The organism is Thauera carbonicopians, assembly GCF_025699485.1.
Lineage (GTDB): Bacteria > Pseudomonadota > Gammaproteobacteria > Burkholderiales > Rhodocyclaceae > Thauera.
This window is the reverse complement of record NZ_JANUXN010000003.1, coordinates 471,168-496,451: the sequence shown is the minus strand read 5'-3', so window position 1 is coordinate 496,451 and position 25,284 is coordinate 471,168. Positions and strand designations below refer to the sequence as shown.

The window sequence follows — 25,284 nt, the reverse complement described above, 5'->3', positions numbered from 1 at the left end:
CACGTGCTTCCTATCCTACTCAGTGCGCCGCATGGACGACCGGGATCATCCACGGGAAGACGTAGGCCTGCAGCGTCGTCATCACACCGATGATGGCGGCGAAGATCAGGCTGTGCTTCACCGTGAAGCGGAACAGGTCGGACTCCTTGCCGGCCAGGCCCACTGCCGCGCACGCGATGGCGATGGATTGCGGCGAGATCATCTTGCCGGTCACGCCGCCCGTCGTGTTGGCCGCCACCGTCAGCACTTCGGGCAGGCCCAGCTGCTGCGCCGTGGTGGCCTGCAGCGCGCCGAACAAGGCGTTGGCGGAGGTGTCGGAACCGGTCAGGAACACGCCGATCCAGCCCAGGAAGGGCGAGAAGAACACGAAGGCATCGCCGGTGTGGGCCAGCGCCAGCGCCAGCGTGGCGGACAGGCCGGAGTAGTTGGCGATGAAGGCGAACGCCAGCACCATGCCGATGGAGTAGATCGGCCACGCCAGGCTCTTCAGCGTGTCGGCGAAGGTCTCGATCGCCTTGGCCGGCTTGAGGCGCAGGAAGATGATGGTCAGCAAGGCGCCGATCATGATCGCGGTACCGGTCGCGGAGAACCAGTTGAACGAGTACACCGCGCCATACGGCGTGGCTGCCCCGACCACCGGCGGCATCTTCTCGACCAGGTTGTGCAGCAGCGGCACCGGGATATTGACCACCCAGTCGGCCAGCGCGCCATTGGCGGCGAACAGCGCCTTGAAGGGCTTCAGGCTCCACAGCGTCACCATCGCGGTCAGGATGATGAAAGGCGACCATGCCTTGAGCACCGTGCCGAGGGTCAGTTGCACCTCGGGCTTGGCCAGGCCGGCTGCGCCGCCTGCCGCGCCCGGGGGCGGCGTGCCGTCCTCGAGTTCGAAGCGGAAGATGCGCTTGGGCTGCCACACCTTGAGGAAGGCGGTCAGCGCCACCAGCGAGACGATCGCCGAGGTGATGTCCGGCAGTTCGGGGCCGATGTAGTTGGCGGTCAGGAACTGCACGATCGCGAACGAACCGCCGCCCACCAGCACCGCGGGCCAGGTTTCCTTGATGCCGCGCCAGCCGTCCATGATGGCCATCAGCCAGAACAGCACGATGATGGTCATGAACGGCAGCTGGCGGCCGGCCATCTGGCCGATCGCGAACGCATCCACGCCCGACACCTGCCCGGCGACGATGATCGGAATGCCCATCGCGCCGAAAGCCACCGGCGCGGTGTTGCCGATCAGGCACAGGCCGGCGGCGTACAGCGGCTTGAAGCCCAGGCCGACCAGCAGCGCGGCGGTGATCGCCACCGGCGCGCCGAAACCGGCCGCACCTTCCAGGAAGGCACCGAAGCAGAAACCGACCAGGATCATCTGCAGGCGCTGGTCAGGGGTGACCGACAGGATCGAGGAACGGACGACGTCGAACTGTCCGGTCGCGATCGAGACCTTGTACAGGAACACCGCGGCAACGATGATCCAAGCGATCGGCCACAGGCCGTAGAAGAAGCCGTAAACGGCCGAGGCCAGCGCCGCCGAGACCGGCATCTGGTAGAAGATCAGGGCTACCGCCAGCGCCAGCAGCACGGTGATGGTGCCGGCCACATAGCCTTTCAATCGCAACTTCGTCAATGCCAGAAAGAAGAAGATGATCGGTATCAGCGCGATCAGCGCCGAAACCCATACGTTCCCGGCGGGATCGTAGTTTTGTTGCCAGATGTGTTCCATTTTTGCCTTGCCTTCCTTGGTCGATGAACACGGCCTCTGAAGTTATTGCTCTTCAGCTTGGCCCTTCTGCGCGCCAGCTACCGAGGGCAGTTCGCCGCATTGGGCAAAACCCGCTCCCGCGCCGATCATATTGGTCATACCAAAATCATGCCTATCGCGCTGCGCGATTATATGGAGCCAGTTCCCTGGCAGGCATATCGGCAAGGTCGAAAAATACAGTTATTGGCACCCATTAGCAATTATTATCGAATTGGTCTGACCAAACAGCTTACTGATTCGCCTTCTCATCACACTGGAGGCTGAAAAACGCAGGGCCGGCGCCGCTCGGTTCGAGCGGGCCGGCCCTGGTGGTCAGGCTGGCGGTGAAGCGGGAAGCGGGTGGTCAGCCCACCAGCGCGCGTCCGATCACCAGGCGCTGGATGTCGCTGGCGCCCTCATAGATCTGGCATACCCGCACGTCGCGGTAGATGCGCTCGACCGGGAAGTCGGTGACGTAGCCGTAGCCCCCATGCACCTGGATGGCGTCGGAGCACACGCGCTCGGCCATTTCCGAGGCGAACAGCTTGGCCATCGAGGCCTCCTTGAGGCAGGGCCGGCCGGCGTCCTTCAGGCTGGCGGCATGCCATACCAGTTGGCGCGCCGCTTCCAGCTGCGTCGCCATGTCGGCGAGGCGGAAGTTGACCGCCTGGTGCTCGAAGATCGGCTTGCCGAAGGTCTCGCGCTCCTGCGCGTACTTGATCGCCGCTTCCAGCGCGGCCCGCGCCATGCCGAGGCACTGGGCGGCGATGCCGATGCGGCCGGCTTCCAGATTGGACAGGGCAATCCTGTAACCTTCTCCTTCAGCGCCGATCACCGAGCCGGCCGGGATGCGGCAGTTCTCGAACAGGATCTGCGTGGTGTCCGAGGCCCGCTGGCCCATCTTCTCCTCGATGCGCCCGACCTGATAACCCGGCGCATCGGCCGGCACCAGGAAGCAGGTGATGCCTTTCTTGCCCGCCGCCTTGTCGGTGACGGCGAAGACGATGGCGACGTCGGCGTGCTTGCCGGTGGTGATGAACTGCTTGACGCCGTTCAGCACCCATTCATCCCCCTCCCGCACCGCGGTCGTGCGGATGGCGGCGGCGTCGGAACCGACATGCGGCTCGGTGAGGCAGAAGCAGCCGAGCTTTTCGCCGCGGGCCAGCGGCCTGAGCCAGGCTTCCTTCTGCGCCTCGGTGCCGAAGCGGTTGAGGATGCCGCAGGGCAGCGAGTTCTGCACACTGAGGATGGTCGAGGTGGCGCCGTCGCCGGCGGCGACTTCCTCCAGCGTCAGCACCAGGCTCATGTAGTCCATGCCAGCGCCGCCCCACTCCTCCGGCACCACCATGCCGAGCGCGCCGAGTTCGGCCAGCTCCTTCAGCGCCTCGCGCGGGAAGGTGTGCTTGCGGTCCCATTCGGCAGCGAAAGGCGCCAGGCGCTCCTGGGCAAAGGCGCGCATCGAGTCGCGGACGAGTTCCTGTTCCTGGGTCAGAATCATGGTCGATGCTCCTTTCAGCCGCCGCAGCCGACGGCCGCGTCGACTTCGATCGCAACCGCCGTCGCCTCGCCGCCGCCGATGCACAGGCTGGCGACGCCGCGCTTCAGCCCGCGCTTGCGCAGCGCGCCGATCAGCGTCACCAGGATGCGGGCGCCGGACGCGCCGATCGGGTGGCCCAGCGCGCAGGCGCCGCCATTGACGTTGACCCTGTCGTGCGGCAGCTTCATCTCGTGCATCGCCGCCATCGTCACCACGGCGAAGGCTTCGTTGATCTCCCACAGGTCGACTTCGTCGCTGCGCCAGCCGGCCTTGTCCAGCACTTTCTGCATCGCGCCCACCGGCGCGGTGGTGAACCAGGCCGGTTCCTGCGCATGGGTGGCATGACCGACGATGGTGGCGACCGGCTTCAGGCCGAGCCGGTCGGCAGTCGATCTGCGCATCAGCACCAGCGCCGCGGCGCCGTCCGAGATCGAGCTGGAGTTGGCCGGCGTGACCGTGCCGTCCTTGCGGAAAGCCGGCTTCAGCGACGCAATCTTGTCGATCTGCGCCTTCAGCGGCTGCTCGTCCTTGTCGACGACGACCTCGCCCTTGCGCCCGGACACCGTCACCGGCGCGACTTCCCAACTGAAATCGCCGTTGTTGATCGCGGCCTGGGCGCGAGTGGTCGAGGCGATGGCGAACTCGTCCTGCGCCTGGCGGCTGAAGCCGAAGTGGCCGGCGCAGTCCTCGGCGAACGTGCCCATCAGGCGGCCCTTGTTTTCCTTCGAATAGCTGTCTTCCAGGCCGTCGAGGAACATGTGGTCCAGCGTCTGGCCATGGCCGAGGCGGTAGCCGGCGCGCGCCTTGGGCAGCAGGTAGGGGGCGTTGGACATCGACTCCATGCCGCCCGCGACCATCACCTCGTTGGTACCGGCGAGGATCAGGTCGTGCGCCAGCATCGTGGCCTTCATGCCCGAGCCGCACACCTTGTTGATCGTGGTGCAGCCGGCCGACAGCGGCAGGCCGGCGCCGAGCGCGGCCTGGCGGGCCGGCGCCTGGCCTAGGCCGGCGGGCAGCACGCAGCCCATGATCACTTCCTGCACCTGCTCCGGCGCCAGGCCGGCGCGCGCGACCGCCGAGCTGATGGCGACGGCGCCGAGCTGCGGTGCGCTCAGGCCGGACAGATCGCCCTGGAAACCGCCCAGCGGCGTGCGGGCGACGGAAACGATGACGACGGGATCGGACATGCTGTTCTCCTCATTGATGTTTTGTTGCCGGCCGCGCTCAGTGGCGGAGCGCGTCGAGCGCCGCCATGTAGCGCGGCATCAGATCCTGCGGGCGACCGACGTTGAGGCCGAGATCGCGGATCAGGCCGTTCTTCAGGCCGTAGATCCAGCCATGCACGGTGAGCGGCTGGCCCTTGCTCCAGGCGTCCTGCACGACCACGGTCTGGGCGACGTTGACCACCTGTTCGAGCACGTTCAGTTCGCACAGGCGGTCATGGCGCAATTCGGGCGGCAGCGTATCGACCGCCTGCAAGTGGCGCAAATGCACGTCCTGCACGTGGCGCAGCCACAGGTCGACGAGGCCGACGCGGGCGCGGTCGAGCGCCGCCTTGACACCGCCGCAGCCGTAGTGGCCGACCACCATGATGTGCTTCACCTTCAGCACATCCACCGCGTACTGGATCACCGCCAGGCAGTTCAGGTCGGTGTGCACGACGACGTTGGCGACATTGCGGTGGACGAAGACTTCGCCCGGCAGCAGGCCGACGATCTGGTTGGCCGGCACACGCGAATCGGAACAACCGATCCACAGGTATTCCGGGCTCTGCAGATGGGACAGCTTCTCGAAGAAGCTCGGATCGAGCTGCTGCATCTGGCGCGACCAGGCCTGGTTGTAGTCGAACAGGTGCAGCAGGCTTTCGTTGTTCCCCTGCTCCTCGGACCACTGCGCGAGGTCGAGCGTCAGGAAGATCGTGCCTTCGATCGGGCTGGGGTAGTAGGCCGGCGCTTCGGTGAAGCCCAGCTCGCGGTACAGCTTCACGGCGATGCGCATCGCCGGCAGGGTGTCGAGCAGGATGCGGCGGTAGCCCAGCGCCTGCGCCGCCTTGATCGCCGCCAGCGCCAGCTTGCGGCCCACTCCGTGGCCGCGCGCCTCGGGGTCGACGTACAGCCGCTTCATCTCGCAGACACCGTCGGAAAAGCGCCGCACGCCGACACAGCCAGCCGGACGGCCGTCGAGTTCGGCGAAGAACAGGCGCCCGTCGGCCTCGCCGTAGGCACCCGGCAGGTTGGCGACTTCGTCGGCAAAGCCCTGATAGCTGAGATCGACGCCCAGCCAGGCGGCGTAGTTGCGGAAGAACTGGCGCACCTGCTCCAGTTCGGCCGTGTCGGACGGCGTCAATGCGCGCAGGCTCAGAGACATGTGAGTTCCTCGGGTCGTGGTGGCATCAGTCTTCGGACCCTCGACCCTGGCGCTCGTTCTTGCCCTGCATGGCCATGATGGTCTGCTGCATGATCGCGCACAGCGTCCAGCGCTCGTCGCGGATCGCGAACACTTCGGCCTTGGTGATGATCAGCGTGCGGCCGGGCTTGATGACTTCGCCGCGCGCCACCAGGCGCTGGCCGTCGGCAGGGGCGACGAGGTTGAGCTTGTACTCCACCGTCAGCACGCTGGTGTCGGCGGGCGTGAGCGTGTTGGCCGCATAGCCGGCAGCGGAATCCGCGATCATGCCGACCACGCCGCCGTGGATGTAGCCGTGCTGCTGGGTGATTTCCGGCTTGCTGGGCAGGTGGATCTCGGTATAGCCCGGCTCGATCACCGCCAGTTGCGCACCGATCAGGGCCATGGCCTGCTGCAGCTCGAAACTCGCCCGCACGCGGGCGGCGTAGCCGGGGTCCTTGGGCTGAAACTGCGGCATTTCCGGGCGCATGGCGGTCTCCTTGGCAGGGCTCTTGTGTTCCGGCGCGTATTTTCTTTGTTTTTACGTTTACGTCAACGTAATATTAAACCCGATGGAGCGGAAGCGCGGCATACCACTCAGTCGGCATCGGCACCGACACCGCCAGTACCGACACCGTCGATGTGCCTAACCAGCTTCGCCCTTGCCGCCGCGGCACCTGCGGCATTGTGGCCGAGCAGGGCATGGCATTGCTGTTCGAGCATGTCGATCTCGAGCAGCACCGCCTCGATGTCGAGCCGCTGCTGTTCCAGCGCCGCACGGCGCTCCTTCAGCACGTCGAGAAAGAGTTCGAGCTGCGAAGCGGAATTGTGCACGCCGCCGTACATGTCGAGCAGTTCGCGGATCTCGGCAAGCGACAGGCCCAGGCGCTTGCCGCGCAGCGTGAGCTTGAGGCGGGTGCGATCGGCCTTGGTGTAGATGCGGGCACGCCCGGCGCGGGCCGGGGTCAGCAAGCCCTGGTCTTCGTAGAAGCGAATCGCGCGGGGTGTGATGTCGAATTCGCGTGCGAGCTCGGTGATGGTGTAGGTTTGTTCGTCGCCCATGGGTCGTCCGGGTGGCCGCTGACACCGCATGAGGCGCGGCACAAACAGCAAGATATTGTTTTATAAACAAAAAATTATACAAAACAGCGAAAGTTAAGCAGATTTCGGCAGTTTGAGCAACGCCAGGCCGCCGCAAGCCGCTAAAGCACGAGCCCAACAGGAAGACAGACCGATGTCCCCACTGCACTACCCCTTTCCCGACCTCCCTGCCGCCACCCATGCCACCGAAGTCGCCCCCGGCGTGCACTGGGTGCGAATGCCCTTGCCCTTTGCGCTCGACCACATCAACCTGTGGCTGCTGGACGACGGCGACGAACGCGTGATCGTCGACTGCGGCTACGGCTCGGACGACACGCGTCAGGCCTGGACCGCCGTGCTCGATGCCGATCCGCGCCCGGTCACGCGCGTCGTCGTCACCCATCACCATCCGGATCACGTCGGCCTGGCGACCTGGCTGGCCGCGCGCAATGGCGCCAGCATACACATGACGCTGGGGGAGTATCTCCTCGGCCACGCCATCTGGCACCAGTTGCCGGGATACAACGTGCAGGACATGGTGGCCCAGTTCCGCGCCCACGGCCTCGACGATGCCCCGGCGACGGCCCTGGCAACGCGCGGCAACGCCTACCGCCGCGGCATCCCCGAATTGCCTTCGCGCTACGAGCGCCTGCGCCACGGCAGCATCCTACCGATCGACGGCCGGGAATGGCGCGTCATCGTCGGCTACGGCCACGCTCCCGAGCACGCCAGCCTGTACTGCGCCGAGCTCGGCGTGCTCATCTCCGGCGACATGCTGCTGCCGCGCATCTCGACCAACGTCAGCGTCCATGCTGCAACGCCGCATGACGACGCCCTCGGCTATTTTCTCGACTCGATTCAGGAACTTTGCAACTTGCCCGATGACACGCTCGTGCTACCATCGCACGGCAGGCCTTTCAAGGGTATCCGGTCAAGAGTGGAGCAACTCGTCGCCCACCACCGTGAGCGCTGCGCAGCACTGCAGGCCGAGTGCCGCAGCGCACGAACGGCGGGCGAAGTGCTGACGACACTGTTTCCGCGCGAGCTGGACACCCATCAGGTCATGTTCGCCATGGGGGAGGCCATTGCCCACCTCAACTACCTGGAGGAGCGGGGAGAGCTCCGCCGGGAAGTCGGCGCGGACGGCCTGATCCGTTTCATCGACAGCAAACAATGAAGAAACCAGCCGGAGAGACATTCCGGTCGCCAACCAGGAGTTCAAACTAAGATGGCTGCACCTTCCACCGAAACCCCTCGCGCCGAATTGCCCGATCCGCAGGAGGTCGCCAAGACCTACGCCGACGTTGCCCGCCGTGCCTCGCACCTGATCAGCGATCACGTGAACCGCCAGTTGAAGAAGGGCATCACCGCCCCCGCCGACGAACTGGGCATCGCCCAGGCCTTCATGGACATGATGGCCAAGCTGCTGTCGAACCCGTACAAGCTCGCCCAGGCCCAGATGAACCTGGTGTGGGACTACTTCTCGCTGTGGCAGCACTCGATGATGCGCTTCGCCGGCCTCAACGCCTCGCCGATCGCCGCCCCCGAGAAGACCGACAAGCGCTTCAAGGACGAGGAATGGGAGCAGCACTTCCTGTTCGACTTCATCAAGCAGTCCTACCTGATCGCCGCCCGCCACATCCATGACACCGTGTGCTGCGTCGACGGCCTGGACGAGCAGACCCAGAAGAAGGTCAACTTCTACACCCGCCAGTACATCGACGCGCTGTCGCCGTCGAACTTCGCCGTCACCAACCCCGAAGTCTTCCGCGAAACCGTCAAGAGCGGCGGCCAGAACCTGCTGAAGGGCCTGAACAACCTGCTGCGCGACGTCGAGGACGGCGGCGGCCAGTTGCGCGTCAAGATGACCGACACCACGGCCTTCGAGCTGGGCAAGAACGTCGCCACGACGCCGGGCAAGGTCGTGTTCCAGACCGACATGATGCAGCTGGTCCAGTACACGCCTAGCACCGACAAGGTGCTGAAGAAGCCGCTGCTGATCGTGCCGCCCTGGATCAACAAGTTCTACATCCTCGACCTGCGCGAGAAGAACTCCTACATCAAGTGGTGTGTCGACCAGGGCCACACCGTGTTCGTCATCTCGTGGGTGAACCCGGACGAGCGCCATGTGGACAAGCTGTTCGATTCCTACCTGCTCGAAGGCACGCTCGCCGCGCTCGACGCCATCGAGCAGCAGACCGGCGAGAAGTCGGTCAACGCCGCCGGCTACTGCCTGGGCGGCACCCTGCTCGCCACCACGCTGGCCTACCTGGCCGCCAAGAAGCAGTCCAGCCGGATCTCGGCCGCGACCTTCTTCACCACCATGACCGACTTCTCCGATCCGGGCGAACTCGGTGTCTTCATCGACGAAGGCCAGATCTCCAGCCTCGAGAAGAAGATGTTCGAACGCGGCTACCTGGAAGGCTCGGAAATGGCCGGCACCTTCAACATGCTGCGCGCCAACGACCTGATCTGGTCCTTCGTGGTCAACAACTACCTGCTCGGCAAGGACCCGTTCCCGTTCGACCTGCTGTACTGGAACTCGGACTCCACCCGCATGCCGGCCAAGATGCACAGCTTCTACCTGCGCAAGCTGTACATGGAAAACCGCCTCGTCGAGCCGGGCGGCATCAGCGTCGACGGCGTGCCGATCGACCTCGGCAAGATCAAGACGCCCTGCTACTTCATCTCGACCATCGAAGACCACATCGCGCCGTGGAAGAGCACCTACATGGGTGCGCGCAACTTCGGCGGCCCGGTCCGCTTCGTACTGGGTGGCTCGGGCCACATCGCCGGCATCGTCAACCCGCCGGCGGCCAACAAATACGGCTACTGGATCAATCCGGCCGCCAAGCTGCCCGGCAACGCCGACGACTGGCTGGCCGGCGCGCAGCAGCACCCGGGTTCGTGGTGGACCGACTGGCAGGCCTGGCTGACCGCCATCGACAGCGAGCAGGCCGAGCCGCGCGACCCCGCCAAGGGCAAGCTGAAGGTGCTGGAAGACGCACCGGGCTCCTTCGTCAAGATGCGCATCGACGCCACGCAAGCGGCCTGATCGCAGCAAAGCAGCCGGAAGCAAGCGGGGAGGGGCGACCCTCCCCGTTTTTGTTGCCGCCGCCCCCACGCCTTCCATGCCCCCCCGGCTCGTCCTCGATACCAATACCATCCTCGCGCTGTGGATGTTCCGTGATCCCCGCCTCGCTTCGCTGCGTGACTGGATCGAAGGCGGCGCCTGCACGCTCGTGTCGCGCGAGGACGCGCTGACCGAGTTGCGACACGTGCTCGCCTATTCCCAGTTCAGGCTCGGCGAGGATGCGCAGCATGCGCTGCTGGCGGACTATCGCAGCCGGGTCGAGATCCTGCCGGAAACGGCCGCAGGCGAAGCGCGCGCGCTCCCCGTCTGCCGCGACGGCGACGACCAGAAATTCCTCGAAATCGCCTTCGACGCCGGCGCCAGCCACCTGCTTACGCGCGACAAGCTGCTGCTCCGGGCCGGCCGGCACAGCCTGCTGCGCGGCCGCTCCCGGGTGACGACACCCGAGCGCTTCATCGCCGAAACGCTCGCCCCGGCAGCGCCACCGGAACGCTAGTCGGTCGCCAGGCCGGCCAGCCGACGGCGCAGCGCGATCAGGTAGCGCAGCCCGGCGACCGCCCGGTTGCCGTACCAGGACACCATCTCACCATCGATCAGCGTCGCGGGGCGCTTGCCGAGCGCCTCGACTTCCGCCAGATGGCTGTCGTTGAAGTGGTAGGGCTCGGACGACAGGAAGACCCGCGCAGCCTGCTCCGCCAGCGCCCACTCGAACTCCGGATAGCGTTTCTGCGCCTCCTCCGGCAAGCTGCGCCAGCCGACCGTCTCGAGCATCGCCGCGATATAGGTGTCGCGCGCCACCGTCATCCACGGCTGCCGCCAGATCAGGTACAGCACCGCCTCTTCGGCCAGGCTTGCACGCAGCGCGGCGGCATCGTCCAGCGCGGCCTGCAGTGCCGTGCACAGCCTTGCCGCCTCGGCGTCGCGGTCGAACACGCCGCCGAACAGGCGGTAGAGCTGAAGATTGTCGGCCGGCGTGCACGGATGCGTGACGATCACATGCGGCACGAATGCCGCCAGCTCATCGACCGTTTCCTTGCGGTTCTCGTCGATATTGACGATCAGGTGCGTCGGCGCGAGCGCCTTCAGCACGTCGAGCTTCACGTCCTTGGTGCCGCCGACCTTGGGCACCGCACGCAGGGCCTCGCGGGGATGGATGCAGAAGCCGGTGCGGCCCACCAGCCGCTCCCCCAGGCCCAGTTCGAAGATCAGCTCCGTCAGCGACGGCACCAGCGAGACGATGCGGGCATCGGGCCCTGCCGGCGGGTGCGCATGGCCGAGGGCGTCGATGTTGGTCCGGCAAGTGGCCACTCCTGCCCCGCCTAGATCAGCGACGGCCCCGACACGATCGCGGCCGCATCCTTTTCGGTGATGCGGACCGTCGCGGTCATCAGCACGTGGGCGATCAGCCAGTCGCGCAGGCGCTCGGCGCCATCGCCGTCGAGACTGGCGAAGGAACAACCGGCCTGCGCCGACGCCGCGAGGAAGTTCACGACCACGGCGCGGCCGCGGATTTCGTCCGGCACGCCCTCGCGTTGCAGCACGAAATCGAATGCCTCGCCGCTGGCAGGCGGCGTTGCCGACGGATACGAGAAACCGTCGGCGGACAGGTCGTTGAGCGGGATGCGCACCCCGTCCATCACCACCCAGAAGCAGGGCTCGCCCCGGCGCCGGGCGACGAAGCGCTGGCAGCCCCGGCGCTCGGCCGGAGCCTCGTCAACCCGGGACGGCACTGGCGCGGCGCGCGTCTCGCTCATTTCCCGCCGCGCTCCTTGCGGATCCGCTCGACCAGTTGGTCGACGACCTGCAGCGCGCCGTCGTGGCTGCCCGCCATCGAGGCCGAGGTCAGGAAGCGGCCATCGACGGCCACCGTCGGCACGCCCTGGATCTTCATCGCGCGCGCGAGCTGATCGGCCCGCTGCAGCTTGGAATTGACGCCGAAGGACTTGTAGGCCTCCATGAACTTGGCCGGATCGGCCACCTTGCCGTCGATCCACTCGCGCACGCCGTCCTCGGTATGCAGCGGCCGGCGCTCGTCCTGGACCGCGACGAACACCTTTTCATGCAGCGTCTTCAGGTCGCCCGAAGCTTCGGCGGCGTAGAACAGCCGCGCCAGCGCGGCGAGCTGCGGGTTGTTCCAGATCGCCGGCACGTGGCGGAAGCTGACATCCGCCGGCAGCTTCCTGCTCCAGGCCGCGACCAGCGGGTCGAAGTCGCGGCAGTGCGGGCAGCCGTAGTGGAAGAACTCGATGATCTCGATCTTCGACGGATCGTCGGTCGGCTGAGCTGGATTCAGGACCACGAACGGATCCTTGGCCCAGGCGAGATTGGCGAGCGGCAGGGCTGCGGATACGGCGGCAAGCTGCTTCAGGACATCACGGCGGTTCATTCAGGCTCACTCCAAGTTCGATAACGGCCTTCAGACGCCGGCAACGCCTTCGCGTTCCCGGCGATCCGGAAAGTATCGGGCATCACGGTGCGCTGCGGCTCACCGAGGCATTGAAGCCGGCTTCGGCCAGCCGCGCGCGGGTCGGGTTCATGTCCTCGGGCCGCGAGAACGGGCCGATACGCACCCGATGCACGACCCGGCCGTCGGCCAGTTGCGCGCGCTGGGCGCTGGCTTCGATGCCGGCCAGCGCCAGGCGCGCCTTCAGGTTGTCGGCCTCGCCCGGGTTCTCAAACGCACCCACCTGCAGGTACAGGCGCTCGGCCGGCTTCACCGACACTTCCTGCACCGGCGCCGGCGCCTGCTGCGCAGGCACGTTCACCACCGGCGGTCGCTGCGGGCGCGCCGGCGGCTCGGCCGGGGCGGGCACGTTGTCGCCGTCGGGCAGGATCTTGTAGAACTCGAAATCCTGCTTCGCCACCGGGCGGTCGCCCGGCTTGCCGGGCAGTGCGGCCGGCGCCTGGCGCTCGCTGGGCGGCATGCGCGAAGCCGTCGGTGCCGACTGGAAGGGATTGGCGCGGGTGAAATACCAGGCCGCGCCGGCGGCGATCAGCGCGCCGAACACCAGGCCGATGAAGATGCCGATCAGGGTGCTGCCGCCGCTGCGCGACGGTGCGCGCGCAGGCTTGCGGGCAGATTTGCGATCACGACTCACGAAACTCTCCGAAACTCACATCGATTCCGGCGCCGACACGCCGAGCAGCGCGAGGCCGCTGGCCAGCACCTGGCGCACCGCCCCGGCAAGCGCCAGGCGGGCGAGCTTGAGCGCCTCGTCCTCGACCAGCATGCGTTCGGCGTTGTACCAGCTGTGGAAATCGGCGGCGAGATCCTTCAGATAAAAAGCCACCTGGTGGGGCGCATGGTCGGCTGCGGCGTTCTGCACCAGTTCGGGGAAAGCCGCCAGGCGCGCGCACAGCGCCAGCTCGCGTTCGTGCTGCAGCAGGCCGAGGTCGGCACCTGCCAGCTCGGACGCTTCGCCGCCCCATTGGTTCAGCACCGAGCACACGCGGGCGTGGGCGTACTGCACGTAATAGACCGGGTTCTCGTTGCTCTGGCTCTTGGCCAGGTCGAGGTCGAAGTCCAGATGCTGGTCCGACTTGCGCAGCACGTAGAAAAAGCGGCAGGCGTCGTTGCCGACTTCCTGGCGCAGCTCGCGCAAGGTGACGAACTCGCCCGAGCGGGTCGACATCGAGGTTTTCTGGCCGTTGCGGTACAGCACCGCGAACTGCACCAGCGCGACTTCCAGCTTTTCCGGCGGCAGGCCGAGCGCGGCGATGGCGCCCTTCACGCGCGGGATGTAGCCGTGATGGTCGGCGCCCCAGATGTCGATGATGCGGTCGAAGCCGCGCTCGTACTTGTTGAAGTGGTAGGCGATGTCGGAGGCGAAATAGGTGTATAGCCCGTTCTCGCGCTGCACGACGCGGTCCTTCTCGTCGCCGAAGGCGCTGGAGCGGAACCACTTGGCGCCGTCCTGGACGTAGATGTGGCCCTGCTTCTCGAGCTGCTCGACGGCGCGCTCGACCAGGCCGGTGTCGAACAGGCTCTGCTCGGAGAACCACTTGTCGAAGCGCACGCCGAACTCGCCGAGGTCGTCGCGGCCATCGCCGAGCTGTTCGTTCAGCGCGAAGCCATGCACCCAGGCGTAGTCGTCGCCGAGCAGGCGCTTGGCATTGGCGATCAGCGCGTCGAGGTGCTCCTCGCGCTGCTGCTTGGCGTCGTCGTCGTTACGCTCGGCGGGTGGCAGGCCCGGCGTGCCGGCCAGCACCTGTTCGGCGCTCACGCGGGCAAAACGGTCCTGATGGGCATCGCGCATGTCGCGGCCCATTTCGGTGACGTAGTCGCCCTGGTAGGCATTGGGCGGAAAGGCGACCTCGATGCCGAACAGCGCCAGGTAGCGCAGCCAGGTCGACAGCGCCAGGATGTCCATCTGGCGGCCGGCGTCATTGACGTAGTACTCGCGCGTGACGTCGAAGCCGGCGAAGGCCAGCACGTCCGACAGCGAGGCGCCGTAGGCCGCGCCGCGGCCGTGGCCGACGTGCAGCGGCCCGGTCGGGTTGGCGGAGACGAACTCCACCTGCACCTTCACGCCCTTGGCCGCGCCGCGGCCGAAGTCCGCGCCCCTGGCCAGCACGTCGGCGACGACCGCGGTCTTGGCATCGGCGGCGAGGGTGAAGTTGATGAAGCCCGCGCCCGCCACTTCGGCCTTGGCCACCAGCTTCGACGCCGGCAGTTCGGCCAGCAGCATCGCCGCCAGATCGCGCGGGTTGCGCTTCAGCGGCTTGGCGAGCTGCAGCGCGAGATTGGTGGCGAAGTCGCCATGGCTCGCCTGTTTCGGGCGCTCCAGCAGGATGGGGGTGTCGGTGTGATCCGGTGCCACGCTCTTCAGCGCGGTTTTCAGCAGGTCGGTCAGCAGGGCTTTGGGATCGGCGCTCATGGCACTCGGCTGGAAATCTAAACCTTGGATTATAGCGGATCGCCTTCCACGCTCCGCGGCAGGCATGTGAGCGCGAATTACAGGAAGCCGGAAGCATAATTCGTCACTATCGCAACAATGTTGCAAATAAAGCGCAACCCCCATAAAATCCAGCCATGCCTCCCGCCTCGGCCATTCCACCCCACATCCGCTGCGCCGCCGCACCACCGCGCAGTGCCGCTTCGTGGGCATGCGCGGGCAGCGTCATGGCCCGGCTGACATGGGCACTGGCATTGGCGCTGGCCCTGCTTGCGGTGCAAGGCGAGGCCCGGATCCACCTCATCGGCCATGCCGGAGAACTGCTGCAAGGCGGGAACGCCGGCAGCATGCCCGGCACATCCGGCGAGGCCGAAAGCGACGGCGAGCACGTCGCCGGTGCCTGCCTCGAATGCCTGGCGCTGAGCGGCATCGACATGCCGCTGGGCGGCCCTTCTCCCGCCCGCACCCATCACGCCGCGATGCTGCGGCCGCCGGAGGCCGCAGCACTCCCCGTCCCCGACGCTTCCCCGCTCCGGCCGCGCTGCCGCGCGCCGCCGACATCTTCCCCGTCCGCCCTGCTGGCTTGAACCGCCACTCCGCTTGAACGCCCGCCGCGCCTGCATACCGCCGGGCCGCGGCATTTCCACTGCCGGCACCGCCGGCCGGTGGGGTTCGCTGCCGCCCGCCGGCCCCGTCGGGGGCAGGCGCACGCCCCGCCCGGACCACAAGGGAACTCCGATGTCCACCACGCTTCACCCCAAGCCCCGCTCCGCTTTCCCCGCCCGCCGCCCCCTCGCCGCCGGCCTGCTGCTCGCCGTCGCCCAGGCGCCGGCCTTCGCCGACGAGGCGAGCGACGGCAGCACCACGCTCGCGCCGGTCACCGTCTCCGCCAGCGCGCTCGCCCTCGGCACCGACGCCATGAGCACGCCGACCAGCGTGCTCGCAGGCGACGCACTCGTCCTGCGCCGCGGCGCCACGCTGGGCGACACCCTGATCAGCGAACCCGGCATCGCCGCCAGCCACTTCGGCGCCGGCGCCAGCCGGCCGATCATCCGCGGCATGGACGGCCCGCGCGTCAAGGTGCTGTCCGACGGCGCCGAGATCATGGATGCCTCCAGCATCAGCCCCGACCATGCCGTCGCGCTGGAGCCGATGCTGAGCCGCCAGATCGAGGTGCTGCGCGGCCCGTCGGCGCTCGCCTACGGCGGTGGCGCCATCGGCGGCGTGGTCAATGTGCTCGACGACCGGGTGCCGACCGCGGTGCCGGAAAAAGGCGTCGAAGGCAGCATCGAGCTGCGCGCCGGCAGCGCTGCCCGCGAGGGCGCCGGCGCCTTCGCGATCACCGCCGGATCGGGCAACGTCGCCGTCCACGCCGAGGGCCTGAAGCGAGACGCCAACGAATACCGCGTCGGCGACGGCTGGCACGACGGCCGCCGCGTCGACGGCAGCTACAACACCACCGACAGCGGCAGCCTGGGCCTGTCCTGGGTCGGCGAACGCGGCTACCTCGGTGTCGCCTGGAGCCGCCAGCGCAACGACTACGGCCTGCCCGGCCACAACCACGAATACGAGGACTGCCACCCGCACGGCGACCACCTGCATTGCGGCGGACACGGGCACGGCCACGACGACGATGACCATGGGCATGACCACGACCATGAGCACGCGCACGGCATTCCCTACGTCGAGCTCGACAGCAAGCGCTGGGACCTGCGTGGCGAGCTGTTCGACCCGCTGCCCGGCTTCACCCGGCTGCGGCTGCGGGCCGCGCACACCGACTACGTGCATGACGAAATCGAGAAGGAAGACGGCGAGCGCCACGTCTCGACCCGCTTCCGCAGCAAGGCGCACGACGGCCGCCTCGAGCTCGAACACGCACCGCTCGCCGGCTGGCGCGGCGTCGTCGGCCTGCAGACCTCGCGCCGCGACTTCAGCGCCAATGGCGAAGAAGCCTATGTCCCGCCGACGCTGACGAAGAAGCACGCCGTCTTCCTGATCGAGGAATACGCGCTCGGCGACTGGCGCTTCGAAGCCGGCCTGCGCCACGAATGGCAGGACATCGACGTCGACTCGGCACAGCGCGACCGCAGCCACCGCGGTAATTCGCTGTCGCTCGGCGCAGTGTGGAACTTCGCCCCGCAGTACGCGCTGGGCCTGTCGCTGTCGCGCACCCAGCGGCTGCCGAGCGCCGAGGAGCTCTACGCCAACGGCATCCACCTGGCGACCAACACCTGGGAAGTGGGCAACCCCGACCTGAAGGCGGAGACTTCGCGCAACATCGATCTGTCGCTGCGCAAGACCGAAGGCGCCACCACTTTCTCGGTCGGCATCTTCCACAACCGGGTCAAGGACTACATCTACGCCAACACCCTGGACGTGCACGAAGGCTTCCAGCTGATCGAGTACGCCCAGCGCGACGCCCGCTTCACCGGCATCGAAGGCCGGCTTCGCCAGCAGTTGAACCCGATCTTCGGCGCCACCGTGTTCGGTGACTATGTCCGCGCCCGCCTCGACAGCGGTGGCAACCGCGACCTGCCGCGCATTCCCGCCCACCGCATCGGCCTGCGGCTGGACGCCGACTGGAACGCATGGAGCGGCGAAGCCGAGATCTACCGCGTCGGCCGCCAGAACAAAGTCGCCGAGTTCGAGAGCGAAACCGCCGGCTACACGATGCTGAACCTCGGTGCCAGCTACCGCGGCAAATACGAAGGCATGCCCTGGCTGCTTTACGTCAAGGCCAACAACCTGACCGACAAGCTGGCCTACAATCACAGCTCCTTCATCAAGCACGTCGCGCCGCTGATGGGGCGCAACGTCACGGTCGGCGTCAAGCTGGACTTCTGACCGCCGCACGGCCCGCCGCTCACGGGCGGCGGGTGACCGTCTTCACTCCGCTGCCCGCGCCGCTCAGGTGCCCAGCCAGGCCCTGAGATTCATCGCCATGTGCGTCGCCCACAGCACGGGAAACGCCAGGCCCGGCAAGACGCCATCGACCGTCTCCAGCACACCGATGCAGATGAACAGGCACACGAAGCCGCCACCCGCAAACACGGCAGTGATGGCCAGCAGGCCGAGGGCGAAGAGCAGGAACGCCTGGCGCTCGACCCGTCCGCCCCTGCTCACCGACAACACCCAGCGCCAGACCAGAAAGTGCCCGAGCCTGACGACCGCGTCGGGGTCGCTGCCACACTCGTCGAGCACACGATCCATTCGCGGGCAAGTCACGACGTCCTTCAGGCGGTACCGCCCGAAATCGAGATAGGTCCGGCGGCGCCAGTGCCCTTCCCACGCCATCTCTTCCGTAACGGTCCTCACCGTCCCCCGGAAAGCCACCCTGAAGTAGGGGGGCCGCTGCTTGCCTGCCATCGTCGCCGCTTCCTTGACATCCGCGCCCGTCGCGGCGCTGCCGCGATCAAGCATTCCGCATATGCAGCCGCACTATACTTCCGGTCGACGAAAAAACATATACCTTCAGACGGTACCGTGATTGCTAGCGTTGCGTTCATGCAACCCTACCTCGAACGCGATGCCTTCAGCACCCGCCTGCGGGAAGCCCTCGCGCGCGTCGCGCCCGATGTCGCACGGCCGACGGCACTGGCTCGGGAATTCAACCGCCGCTACGCCGGAGAGCCGGTGACACTGCATGCCACCCGCAAGTGGCTGAGCGGCGATGCCATCCCGGCCCAGGACAAGCTGCGCGTGCTGGCCGACTGGCTCGGCGTCAGCGCCGAATGGCTGCGCTTCGGTGCGGGAAACGCGGCTTTCGTCGCCAGGGAAGCGGAAGCCGTGTTCGACTACCAGTTGATGCGCGACATCGCGGCGCTCAGCGACGCCCATCAGCAGGTCGTCAGGGATCTGGTCAAGTCGCTGCACCAGGCGGAAACCCGCTAGAACACGGCCGTCGCGTGCCCGCGCTGCGCCTGCGCCCACCCCCACCCGTTCCCCGCCCGGCGCTTTCCGGCTAAAGTCCGGCCTTTGCCGCCGTTTCCCCTCCCGCCGTGCGCCTCTTCCGCCTCATCAAGATCGTTTCCGTCAGCCTGCGCTTCGGCCTGGACCGCCTGATCCTCGACGCCGACAGCAGTGGCCGGCTGGCGCGGGTCTGGCAGGCCGTGTTCTTCTGGCGCAGCTTTGCCGAACCGCGCGGCGTGCGGCTGCGCCAGGCGCTGGAGTCGCTCGGGCCGATCTTCGTCAAGTTCGGCCAGATGCTGTCCACCCGCCGCGACCTGCTGCCCCCCGATCTCGCCGACGAACTGGCGCTGCTGCAGGACCGCGTGCCGCCGATCCCGATCGAGCAGGCGCTCGGCGTGCTGGAAGGCTTCTACGGCCGGCCGATCGACGAGGTGTTCCGCAACTTCGAGCGCACGCCGGTGGCGTCGGCCTCGGTCGCGCAGGTGCATTTCGCCTGCCTGCCGGACGGCACCGAAGTGGCGGTCAAGGTGCTGCGGCCGGGCATCGACCGCGTCATCGCCCACGACCTCGCCCTGCTCGAAGCGGCGGCGATGCTGCTGGAAAAGATCTGGCCGGAAGGCCGGCGGCTGAAGCCGCGCGAAGTGGTGGCCGAGTTCGACAAGCACCTGCACGACGAGCTCGACCTGATGCGCGAGGCGGCCAACTGCTCGCAGCTGCGGCGCAACTTCAAGGATTCCTCGCTGCTGCTGGTGCCCGAAGTGCATTGGGACTGGTGCGGCAGCCGGGTCATGGTGATGGAGCGGATGCACGGCGTGCCGATCTCGCAGACGCCGGCGCTGATCGCCCAGGGCAACGACCTGAAGGCGCTGTCGCGCGCCGGCGTCGAGATCTTCTTCACCCAGGTGTTCCGCGACGGCTTCTTCCATGCCGACATGCACCCGGGCAACATCTTCGTGCACCGGGACGGCCGCTACATCGCGCTCGACTTCGGCATCATGGGCACGCTCAACGAGGTGGACAAGAACTACCTCGCGCAGAACTTCCTCGCCTTCTTCAAGCGCGACTACCGGCGCGTGGCGCTGGCCCACATCGAAGCCGGCTGGGTGCCGGCGAAGACCCGGGTGGATGAGTTCGAGGCGGCGATCCGCACCGTCTGCGAACCGATCTTCGACAAGCCGCTGAAGGACATCTCCTTCGGCAAGACCCTGCTGCGCCTGTTCCAGACCGCACGCCGCTTCGAGATGGAAGTGCAGCCGCAACTGGTGCTGCTGCAGAAGACCCTGCTCAACATCGAAGGCCTGGGCCGCCAGCTCGACCCGGAGCTGGACCTGTGGAAGACCGCCAAGCCCTTCCTCGAACGCTGGATGGACGAGCGCATGGGCTGGCGCGCCCTGGTGCACGGCGTCAAGGAAGAAGCGCCCGCCTGGGCCGGCGCGCTGCCGCAGCTGCCGCGCCTGATCCACCAGAACCTGAGCGACGCCGGCAGGCAGCAGGCCGCCCAGCAGCAGCGCCTCGACCAGCTCGCCGCCGGCCAGCGCCTGCAGGGACGCATGCTGGCCGTGATCGGCGCGCTGGCCGCGGCCCTGCTCGGCCTGGAGCTGTACCGCCTGTTCGGCTGAACGAATCCCCCTCGCCCCCGTCCAATTTCGCAAAACGGCCTGCCAGAACAATCCAGCGGCGCCCGCGCCAAAGCGGGACGGGAGGTGTGCAATGGAGAAGACAGCGCTGCGGCCGTCCGCGCCGCGTTCCCCACTGAAGATCATCGGCGCCGGCTCCGCGCTCGGCGCCCCCCACCCCGGCAGCGCCGCCGCGCCCGAAGCATTGCGCCAGGGCGGGCTGGCCGAACACCTGGCCTCGATCGGGCTCAGCGTCGAATGGAACACGACGCTCGAAGCACCCGCCGCCGCGTCGGCCGCTGCTGGCATGGCGGCGCGCCTGCAGGCCAACGGCGACTTCGCCCGCCGCCTCGCCGACCAGGTCGCGGCGCTGCCGGCCGATGCCACCGCGCTGGTGGTCGGCGGCGACCACGCCGTCGCCACCGGCACCTGGCGCGGCATCGCCCGGCGCGCCGGCCATGCGCCCGGCCTGATCTGGGTCGATGCCCATCTCGACAGCCATACCGCCGCCACCACCCATTCCGGCAACATCCACGGCATGCCGCTGGCGGCGCTGCTGGGCGAAGGCGATCCGGCCCTGGCCGGCATCCCGGGCCCGCGGCTCGAGCCGGCACGGGTCTGCATCGTCGGCGCACGCGCCTGGGAAATGGAAGAATTGCAATTGCTGCAAGGGCTCGGCGTGCGCATCTTCGACATCATGGAAGTCCGGCGGCGCGGCCTGGCGGCAGTGTTCCGCGACGCGCTAGGCATCGCGCGCGCAGGTGGCGGTGGTTTCGGCCTCAGCCTCGATCTCGACGCCCTCGACCCGCAGGCCGTGCCCGCCGTCACTTGTCCCGAAGCCGATGGCCTCGACGCCCGCGAACTGGCCGACGCACTGCTGGCGCTGCGCGCCTGCGACGATTTCCTCGCCCTCGAGATCGTCGAGTACCGCCCCGATCTCGATGCCGACGGCCGCAGCGCGCACTGGGCGCTCGAATTCGCCGCGGCGGCGCTGGGCCCGGACGGCAGCGATCTGCGCGAGCGCGAACGGCGTCATGGCGCCGCCAACTATGCGCCGCTGCCGGTGGTGTTCCAGCGCGGCGAGGGCGTGTGGCTGTGGGACGTGGAAGGACGGCGCTACCTCGACATGATGAGCGCCTATTCGGCGGTCAGCTTCGGCCACGGCCACCCGCGCCTGCTGCGCGCGCTGACCGAGCAGGCGCAGCGCCTGGCGCTGACTTCGCGCGCGTTTTCGAGCGACCGCCTGCCGGTCTTCCTCGAACGCCTGTGCGCCACCTTCGGCTACGAGCGCGCGCTGCCGGTCAATACCGGCCTGGAAGCGGTCGAGACGGCGCTGAAGGCGGCGCGCAAATGGGGCTACAAGGTCAAGGGCATCGCCGAGGACGAAGCCGAGATCATCGCCTGCGACGGCAATTTCCACGGCCGTTCGATCATCATCGTCGGCTTTTCCTCTCATCACCAGTACCGCGACGGCTTCGGCCCTTTCCCGCCCGGCCTGCGCCGCATCCCCTACGGCGACGCGGATGCGCTGGAAGCGGCGATCACGCCGCGCACCGCGGCTTTCCTGGTCGAGCCGATCCAGGGCGAAGGCGGCATCGTCGTGCCGCCGGCCGGCTACCTGGCCCGCTGTGCCGAGATCTGCCGCCGTCACGGCGTGCTGCTGATCGCCGACGAAGTCCAGACCGGACTCGGCCGTACCGGCCGCTTGCTGGCCTGCGAACATGAAGGCGTGCGGCCCGACGGCCTGATCCTGGGCAAGGCGCTGGGCGGCGGCCTGCTGCCGGTCTCGGCCTTCCTCGCCGATAACGCGGTCATGGACGTGTTCCGCCCCGGCGACCACGGCTCGACTTTCGGCGGCAACCCGCTGGCGGCGGCGGTCGGCACCGAAGTGCTCGCGCTGCTGGCCGAAACCCGGCCCTGGGAGGCGGCCGAACGGCTGGGTGAAACGCTGCGCGCGCAGTTGAGCGCCGCCGCGCTGCCCTGCGTGCGCGAGGTGCGCGGCAGCGGCCTGCTGGTCGGCATCGAGCTCGACCCCGCCTTCAGCGCCGCCCATGCGGCCGAATGCCTGCTGGCGCGCGGCATCGCCACCCGCGACACCAACCGCAACGTGCTGCGGCTGGCGCCGCCGCTGGTCATCGACGAAGCGGTGCTGCGCGAAGGCGCGAACGTCGTCATCGACACGCTGGCCGGCCTGACGGGCTGACGGCGCCGGCACCGCCATGAGGGGTCCGGCGCGGCATGCCGGGCCCGCTCGGGGGCCGTTTCGGCGCCGCCGTCCGCGCATCCATCGCCGCCCCCTCCTGAACTCCGCTGCACGACAGCCGGAACAGAGGCAAATTGCACTGCAACACACGCCCGATTCATTGCTAGAATCCGCCGGTTTTGCCGTCGCCCCATCGGATTCGCCCCCCTTTTCCCCTGGCCCCTCTACCCGCCGCCTGGAGACGCCCAACATGATGCTCTGGCTCGTTGCCGCCTACCTGGTCGTGTCCATCGCGATCGGGCTCATCGCCGCCACCCGGGTGCACAACACCCAGGACTACGTCAATGCCGGCCGCAACCTGCCGATGGCGGTGGTGCTGGCCATGGTGTTCGCGACCTGGTTCGGCGCCGAAACGGTGCTCGGCATCTCGGCCACCTTCCTCGAGGAAGGTTTTCGCGGCCTGATTTCCGATCCGCTCGGCGCCTCGGCCTGCCTGGTGCTGTTCGGCCTCGTCTTCGCCCGCCCGCTGTACCGGCTCAACCTGCTGACGCTGGGCGACTTCTTCCGCATGCGCTACAACCGCACGACCGAGCTGGTGCTGTCGATCTGCATCGTGCTGTCCTACCTGGGCTGGGTCGCGGCACAGATCACCGCGCTGGGGCTGGTGTTCAGCGTGCTGTCGGACGACGCCGTGTCGATGAACCAGGGGATCATGATCGGCTCGGCGGTGATCCTGGTCTACACCCTGTTCGGCGGCATGTGGTCGGTGGCGGTGACCACTTTCGTGCAGATGATCATCATCGTGCTCGGCCTGCTCTACGTCACCTGGCTCGCCGGCGACATGGCGGGCGGCTTCGGCCCGGTGATCGCGCGGGCAGCGGCGGAAGGCAAGTTCGAATTCCTGCCCTCGCTCGACATGCTCGACATGCTGGCCTGGATCGCCGCGTTCGCCACCATGGCGCTCGGCTCGATCCCGCAGCAGGACGTGTTCCAGCGAGTCAATTCGTCCAAGTCCGAGAACATCGCGGTGTGGGCGACGGCCCTCGGCGGCGTCAGCTATTTCTTCTTCGCCGCGGTGCCGCTGTTCCTGGCCTACACCGCCAACATCATCGACCCGGCGATGGTCGAACGCCTGATGGAACAGGACTCCCAGCTCATCCTGCCGACGCTGGTGCTGCAGTACATGCCCTTCTACGCCCAGGTGATCTTCTTCGGCGCACTGCTGTCGGTGATCATGAGCACGGCTTCCGGCACGCTGCTGGCGCCGTCGGTGACCTTTGCCGAGAACGTGCTGCGCGGCTTCATTCCGGACATAAAGGATCGCCAGTTCCTGTGGTGCACCCGCGTCACCATCATCGTGTTCACCGCGCTGGTGGCCTGGTACGCGACCAGCACCGACGCGTCGATCCACCACATGGTCGAGAGCGCCTACCGCGTGACGCTGGCCGGCGCCTTCGTGCCGCTGGCCGCCGGCCTGTTCTGGAAACGGGCGAACAACCTGGGGGCGGCACTGTCGATCGGCTTCGGCCTGGGGACCTGGCTCCTGCTGGAACTCTTCGTCGCCGAAGGCGACATCGAGCCGCAGCTCTACGGCCTGTTCGCCAGCGCCCTGGGCATGCTGATCGGCGGCTATCTCGGCCCGCGCCCGGCGTCCGGCGTGCATCGCACCACGCACTGAGCGAAACCGCGGGCAGCGCCGGCGAGCGCCGCCCCTCCCGGCGCCCGGCTTTGATGGTGATCAACGAACGGCTCGCCCCCCTCGTCTAAGGTGGCGGAGTTTTTCCCGTTCCGGACACCATCATCGTGCCTGCCCCGATCGAGCTCGTCTGCCCCGCCGGCAGCCTGCCGGCCCTCAAGACCGCCGTCGACCACGGCGCCGACTGCGTCTATCTCGGCTTCAAGGATGCGACCAACGCGCGCAACTTCACCGGCCTGAACTTCGACCCGCCGCAGATGCGCGAAGGCGTCGCCTATGCTCACGCCCGCGGCCGCAAGGTGCTGCTGGCGCTCAACACCTACCCGCAGGCAAACAACTGGCCGAGCTGGACGCAGGCGATCGACCGCGCCGCCGAATTCGGCGTCGATGCGCTGATCCTGGCCGACCCCGGTCTGATGGACTACGCCACCCGCACGCATCCGCAACTGCGCCTGCATCTGTCGGTGCAGGGCTCGGCCACCAGCTACGAGGCGATCAACTGGTACGCCGAGCGTTTCGACATCCGCCGCGCGGTACTGCCGCGGGTGCTGTCGCTGCCCCAGGTCGCCCACGTCGTCGCCAACACCGCGGTGGAGATCGAAGTCTTCGGCTTCGGCGGCCTGTGCGTGATGGTCGAAGGCCGCTGCGCGCTGTCGGCCTACGCCACCGGCGAATCACCCAACTGCAACGGCGCCTGCTCGCCCGGCAAGCACGTGCGCTGGGAAGAGACCCCGAAAGGCATGGAAACCCGCCTCAACGGCATCCTGATCGACCGCTTCGCCGACGGCGAACGCGCCGGCTACCCGACGCTGTGCAAGGGCCGCTTCGAGGTCAACGACGAGACCTACTACGCGCTCGAGGAGCCGACCAGCCTCAACACGCTGGAACTGCTGCCCGAGTTGGCGCGCATCGGCATCCGCGCGATCAAGATCGAAGGCCGCCAGCGCAGCCCGGCCTACGTCGCCCAGGTCACCCAGGTGTGGCGCGCCGCGCTCGACAAACTCGCCGCCGGCGGCGCCGACGCCTTCAGCGTGCTGCCGGGCTGGATGGCCGAACTCAACAAGGTATCCGAAGGCCAGAGCCACACGCTCGGCGCCTACTACCGTCCGTGGAAATGATGGGAACCCACCC

Annotated in this window: 22 protein-coding genes; 10 read left to right on the top strand and 12 right to left on the bottom strand. The window is 67.7% G+C overall.

Annotated elements, in window-relative coordinates:
* Positions 1 to 19 precede the first annotated feature (19 nt).
* From lldP to NX068_RS07300, 6 genes are all read right to left on the bottom strand, one after another.
* Complete coding sequence (gene lldP, locus NX068_RS07325; RefSeq protein ID WP_263460626.1) at positions 20 to 1,720, bottom strand: L-lactate permease; 1,701 nt, start codon at positions 1,718 to 1,720, stop codon at positions 20 to 22.
* A gap of 382 nt (positions 1,721 to 2,102) precedes the next feature.
* Positions 2,103 to 3,236 (bottom strand): acyl-CoA dehydrogenase, encoded by a 1,134-nt coding sequence (locus NX068_RS07320; protein WP_263460625.1) that lies wholly within the window; start codon positions 3,234 to 3,236, stop codon positions 2,103 to 2,105.
* 14 nt (positions 3,237 to 3,250) lie between these two features.
* Positions 3,251 to 4,462: an acetyl-CoA C-acetyltransferase gene (locus tag NX068_RS07315; protein WP_263460624.1), complete on the bottom strand. Its 1,212-nt coding sequence runs from the start codon at positions 4,460 to 4,462 to the stop codon at positions 3,251 to 3,253.
* 37 nt (positions 4,463 to 4,499) lie between these two features.
* Positions 4,500 to 5,642 carry a carbonate dehydratase gene (can, locus tag NX068_RS07310; RefSeq protein ID WP_263460623.1) on the bottom strand — a complete coding sequence of 381 codons (1,143 nt, stop codon included), beginning with the start codon at positions 5,640 to 5,642 and terminating at the stop codon, positions 4,500 to 4,502.
* Between the two features lie 25 nt (positions 5,643 to 5,667).
* Positions 5,668 to 6,150: a PaaI family thioesterase gene (locus tag NX068_RS07305; RefSeq protein ID WP_263460622.1), complete on the bottom strand. Its 483-nt coding sequence runs from the start codon at positions 6,148 to 6,150 to the stop codon at positions 5,668 to 5,670.
* A 107-nt stretch (positions 6,151 to 6,257) separates the two neighbouring features.
* On the bottom strand, positions 6,258 to 6,722 hold the full coding sequence (locus NX068_RS07300) for a MerR family transcriptional regulator (protein WP_263460621.1): 465 nt from the start codon (positions 6,720 to 6,722) through the stop codon (positions 6,258 to 6,260).
* A gap of 172 nt (positions 6,723 to 6,894) precedes the next feature.
* On the opposite strand from NX068_RS07300, the gene NX068_RS07295 reads away from it, so the two are divergent.
* The 3 genes from NX068_RS07295 to NX068_RS07285 all read left to right on the top strand — a co-directional run bounded on the left by NX068_RS07295 (position 6,895) and on the right by NX068_RS07285 (position 10,330).
* On the top strand, positions 6,895 to 7,917 hold the full coding sequence (locus NX068_RS07295) for an MBL fold metallo-hydrolase (RefSeq protein WP_263460620.1): 1,023 nt from the start codon (positions 6,895 to 6,897) through the stop codon (positions 7,915 to 7,917).
* Between the two features lie 51 nt (positions 7,918 to 7,968).
* Complete coding sequence (gene phaC / locus NX068_RS07290) at positions 7,969 to 9,795, top strand: class I poly(R)-hydroxyalkanoic acid synthase (RefSeq protein ID WP_263460619.1); 1,827 nt, start codon at positions 7,969 to 7,971, stop codon at positions 9,793 to 9,795.
* A gap of 76 nt (positions 9,796 to 9,871) precedes the next feature.
* The gene (locus NX068_RS07285) at positions 9,872 to 10,330 is read left to right on the top strand and encodes a putative toxin-antitoxin system toxin component, PIN family (RefSeq protein ID WP_263460618.1); all 459 of its coding nucleotides are present in this window, start codon (positions 9,872 to 9,874) and stop codon (positions 10,328 to 10,330) included.
* Here the strand turns inward: NX068_RS07285 and NX068_RS07280 are convergent.
* The 5 genes from NX068_RS07280 to argS form a co-directional block, all read right to left on the bottom strand.
* Positions 10,327 to 11,142 carry a helical backbone metal receptor gene (locus NX068_RS07280; protein ID WP_442806703.1) on the bottom strand — a complete coding sequence of 272 codons (816 nt, stop codon included), beginning with the start codon at positions 11,140 to 11,142 and terminating at the stop codon, positions 10,327 to 10,329. The two genes, NX068_RS07285 and NX068_RS07280, sit on opposite strands and share 4 nt — an antisense overlap.
* 11 nt (positions 11,143 to 11,153) lie before the next feature.
* Positions 11,154 to 11,588, bottom strand: coding sequence for a PilZ domain-containing protein (locus tag NX068_RS07275; RefSeq protein WP_263460617.1), 435 nt, complete (start codon positions 11,586 to 11,588; stop codon positions 11,154 to 11,156).
* Positions 11,585 to 12,220 carry a thiol:disulfide interchange protein DsbA/DsbL gene (locus NX068_RS07270; RefSeq protein WP_263460616.1) on the bottom strand — a complete coding sequence of 212 codons (636 nt, stop codon included), beginning with the start codon at positions 12,218 to 12,220 and terminating at the stop codon, positions 11,585 to 11,587. The genes NX068_RS07275 and NX068_RS07270 overlap by 4 nt, the downstream gene beginning before the upstream one ends.
* 82 nt (positions 12,221 to 12,302) lie before the next feature.
* On the bottom strand, positions 12,303 to 12,932 hold the full coding sequence (locus tag NX068_RS07265; RefSeq protein ID WP_068636267.1) for an SPOR domain-containing protein: 630 nt from the start codon (positions 12,930 to 12,932) through the stop codon (positions 12,303 to 12,305).
* 15 nt (positions 12,933 to 12,947) lie between these two features.
* Complete coding sequence (gene argS / locus NX068_RS07260) at positions 12,948 to 14,711, bottom strand: arginine--tRNA ligase (RefSeq protein ID WP_263460615.1); 1,764 nt, start codon at positions 14,709 to 14,711, stop codon at positions 12,948 to 12,950.
* Positions 14,712 to 14,956: 245 nt separating this feature from the next.
* Between argS and NX068_RS07255 the strand changes: the two genes are divergently transcribed.
* Positions 14,957 to 15,316 (top strand): hypothetical protein, encoded by a 360-nt coding sequence (locus NX068_RS07255; protein ID WP_263460614.1) that lies wholly within the window; start codon positions 14,957 to 14,959, stop codon positions 15,314 to 15,316.
* Positions 15,317 to 15,467: 151 nt separating this feature from the next.
* A complete protein-coding gene (locus tag NX068_RS07250; RefSeq protein ID WP_263460613.1) occupies positions 15,468 to 17,573 on the top strand; it encodes a TonB-dependent receptor domain-containing protein in 2,106 nt (701 codons plus the stop codon).
* Between the two features lie 63 nt (positions 17,574 to 17,636).
* Here NX068_RS07250 and NX068_RS07245 read toward each other — a convergent pair whose 3' ends face one another.
* Positions 17,637 to 18,149 carry a hypothetical protein gene (locus NX068_RS07245; protein WP_263460612.1) on the bottom strand — a complete coding sequence of 171 codons (513 nt, stop codon included), beginning with the start codon at positions 18,147 to 18,149 and terminating at the stop codon, positions 17,637 to 17,639.
* A gap of 84 nt (positions 18,150 to 18,233) precedes the next feature.
* On the opposite strand from NX068_RS07245, the gene NX068_RS07240 reads away from it, so the two are divergent.
* The 5 genes from NX068_RS07240 (at position 18,234) to ubiU (ending at position 25,271) form a co-directional block, all read left to right on the top strand.
* Positions 18,234 to 18,620, top strand: coding sequence for a hypothetical protein (locus tag NX068_RS07240; RefSeq protein ID WP_263460611.1), 387 nt, complete (start codon positions 18,234 to 18,236; stop codon positions 18,618 to 18,620).
* A gap of 107 nt (positions 18,621 to 18,727) precedes the next feature.
* Positions 18,728 to 20,257, top strand: a complete 1,530-nt coding sequence (ubiB, locus tag NX068_RS07235; protein ID WP_263460610.1) for a ubiquinone biosynthesis regulatory protein kinase UbiB — start codon at positions 18,728 to 18,730, stop codon at positions 20,255 to 20,257.
* A gap of 91 nt (positions 20,258 to 20,348) precedes the next feature.
* The gene (gene rocD, locus NX068_RS21190) at positions 20,349 to 22,457 is read left to right on the top strand and encodes an ornithine--oxo-acid transaminase (RefSeq protein WP_327084806.1); all 2,109 of its coding nucleotides are present in this window, start codon (positions 20,349 to 20,351) and stop codon (positions 22,455 to 22,457) included.
* 250 nt (positions 22,458 to 22,707) lie between these two features.
* Positions 22,708 to 24,135: a high affinity choline transporter 1 gene (locus tag NX068_RS07220; protein WP_263460609.1), complete on the top strand. Its 1,428-nt coding sequence runs from the start codon at positions 22,708 to 22,710 to the stop codon at positions 24,133 to 24,135.
* Positions 24,136 to 24,254: 119 nt separating this feature from the next.
* Entirely contained in the window at positions 24,255 to 25,271 is a 1,017-nt protein-coding gene (gene ubiU, locus NX068_RS07215) for a ubiquinone anaerobic biosynthesis protein UbiU (protein WP_263460645.1), read from the top strand.
* The last annotated feature ends 13 nt before the right edge of the window (positions 25,272 to 25,284 follow it).

Bases quoted from the DNA above. Each gene is read 5' to 3' on its own strand.
- lldP (WP_263460626.1), bottom strand. From the start codon at position 1,720: ATGGAACACATCTGGCAACAAAACTACGATCCCGCCGGGAACGTATGG.
- NX068_RS07320 (WP_263460625.1), bottom strand. From the start codon at position 3,236: ATGATTCTGACCCAGGAACAGGAACTCGTCCGCGACTCGATGCGCGCC.
- NX068_RS07315 (WP_263460624.1), bottom strand. From the start codon at position 4,462: ATGTCCGATCCCGTCGTCATCGTTTCCGTCGCCCGCACGCCGCTGGGC.
- can (WP_263460623.1), bottom strand. From the start codon at position 5,642: ATGTCTCTGAGCCTGCGCGCATTGACGCCGTCCGACACGGCCGAACTG.
- NX068_RS07305 (WP_263460622.1), bottom strand. From the start codon at position 6,150: ATGCGCCCGGAAATGCCGCAGTTTCAGCCCAAGGACCCCGGCTACGCC.
- NX068_RS07300 (WP_263460621.1), bottom strand. From the start codon at position 6,722: ATGGGCGACGAACAAACCTACACCATCACCGAGCTCGCACGCGAATTC.
- NX068_RS07295 (WP_263460620.1), top strand. From the start codon at position 6,895: ATGTCCCCACTGCACTACCCCTTTCCCGACCTCCCTGCCGCCACCCAT.
- phaC (WP_263460619.1), top strand. From the start codon at position 7,969: ATGGCTGCACCTTCCACCGAAACCCCTCGCGCCGAATTGCCCGATCCG.
- NX068_RS07285 (WP_263460618.1), top strand. From the start codon at position 9,872: ATGCCCCCCCGGCTCGTCCTCGATACCAATACCATCCTCGCGCTGTGG.
- NX068_RS07275 (WP_263460617.1), bottom strand. From the start codon at position 11,588: ATGAGCGAGACGCGCGCCGCGCCAGTGCCGTCCCGGGTTGACGAGGCT.
- NX068_RS07270 (WP_263460616.1), bottom strand. From the start codon at position 12,220: ATGAACCGCCGTGATGTCCTGAAGCAGCTTGCCGCCGTATCCGCAGCC.
- argS (WP_263460615.1), bottom strand. From the start codon at position 14,711: ATGAGCGCCGATCCCAAAGCCCTGCTGACCGACCTGCTGAAAACCGCG.
- NX068_RS07255 (WP_263460614.1), top strand. From the start codon at position 14,957: ATGGCCCGGCTGACATGGGCACTGGCATTGGCGCTGGCCCTGCTTGCG.
- NX068_RS07250 (WP_263460613.1), top strand. From the start codon at position 15,468: ATGTCCACCACGCTTCACCCCAAGCCCCGCTCCGCTTTCCCCGCCCGC.
- NX068_RS07245 (WP_263460612.1), bottom strand. From the start codon at position 18,149: ATGCTTGATCGCGGCAGCGCCGCGACGGGCGCGGATGTCAAGGAAGCG.
- NX068_RS07240 (WP_263460611.1), top strand. From the start codon at position 18,234: ATGCAACCCTACCTCGAACGCGATGCCTTCAGCACCCGCCTGCGGGAA.
- rocD (WP_327084806.1), top strand. From the start codon at position 20,349: ATGGAGAAGACAGCGCTGCGGCCGTCCGCGCCGCGTTCCCCACTGAAG.
- NX068_RS07220 (WP_263460609.1), top strand. From the start codon at position 22,708: ATGATGCTCTGGCTCGTTGCCGCCTACCTGGTCGTGTCCATCGCGATC.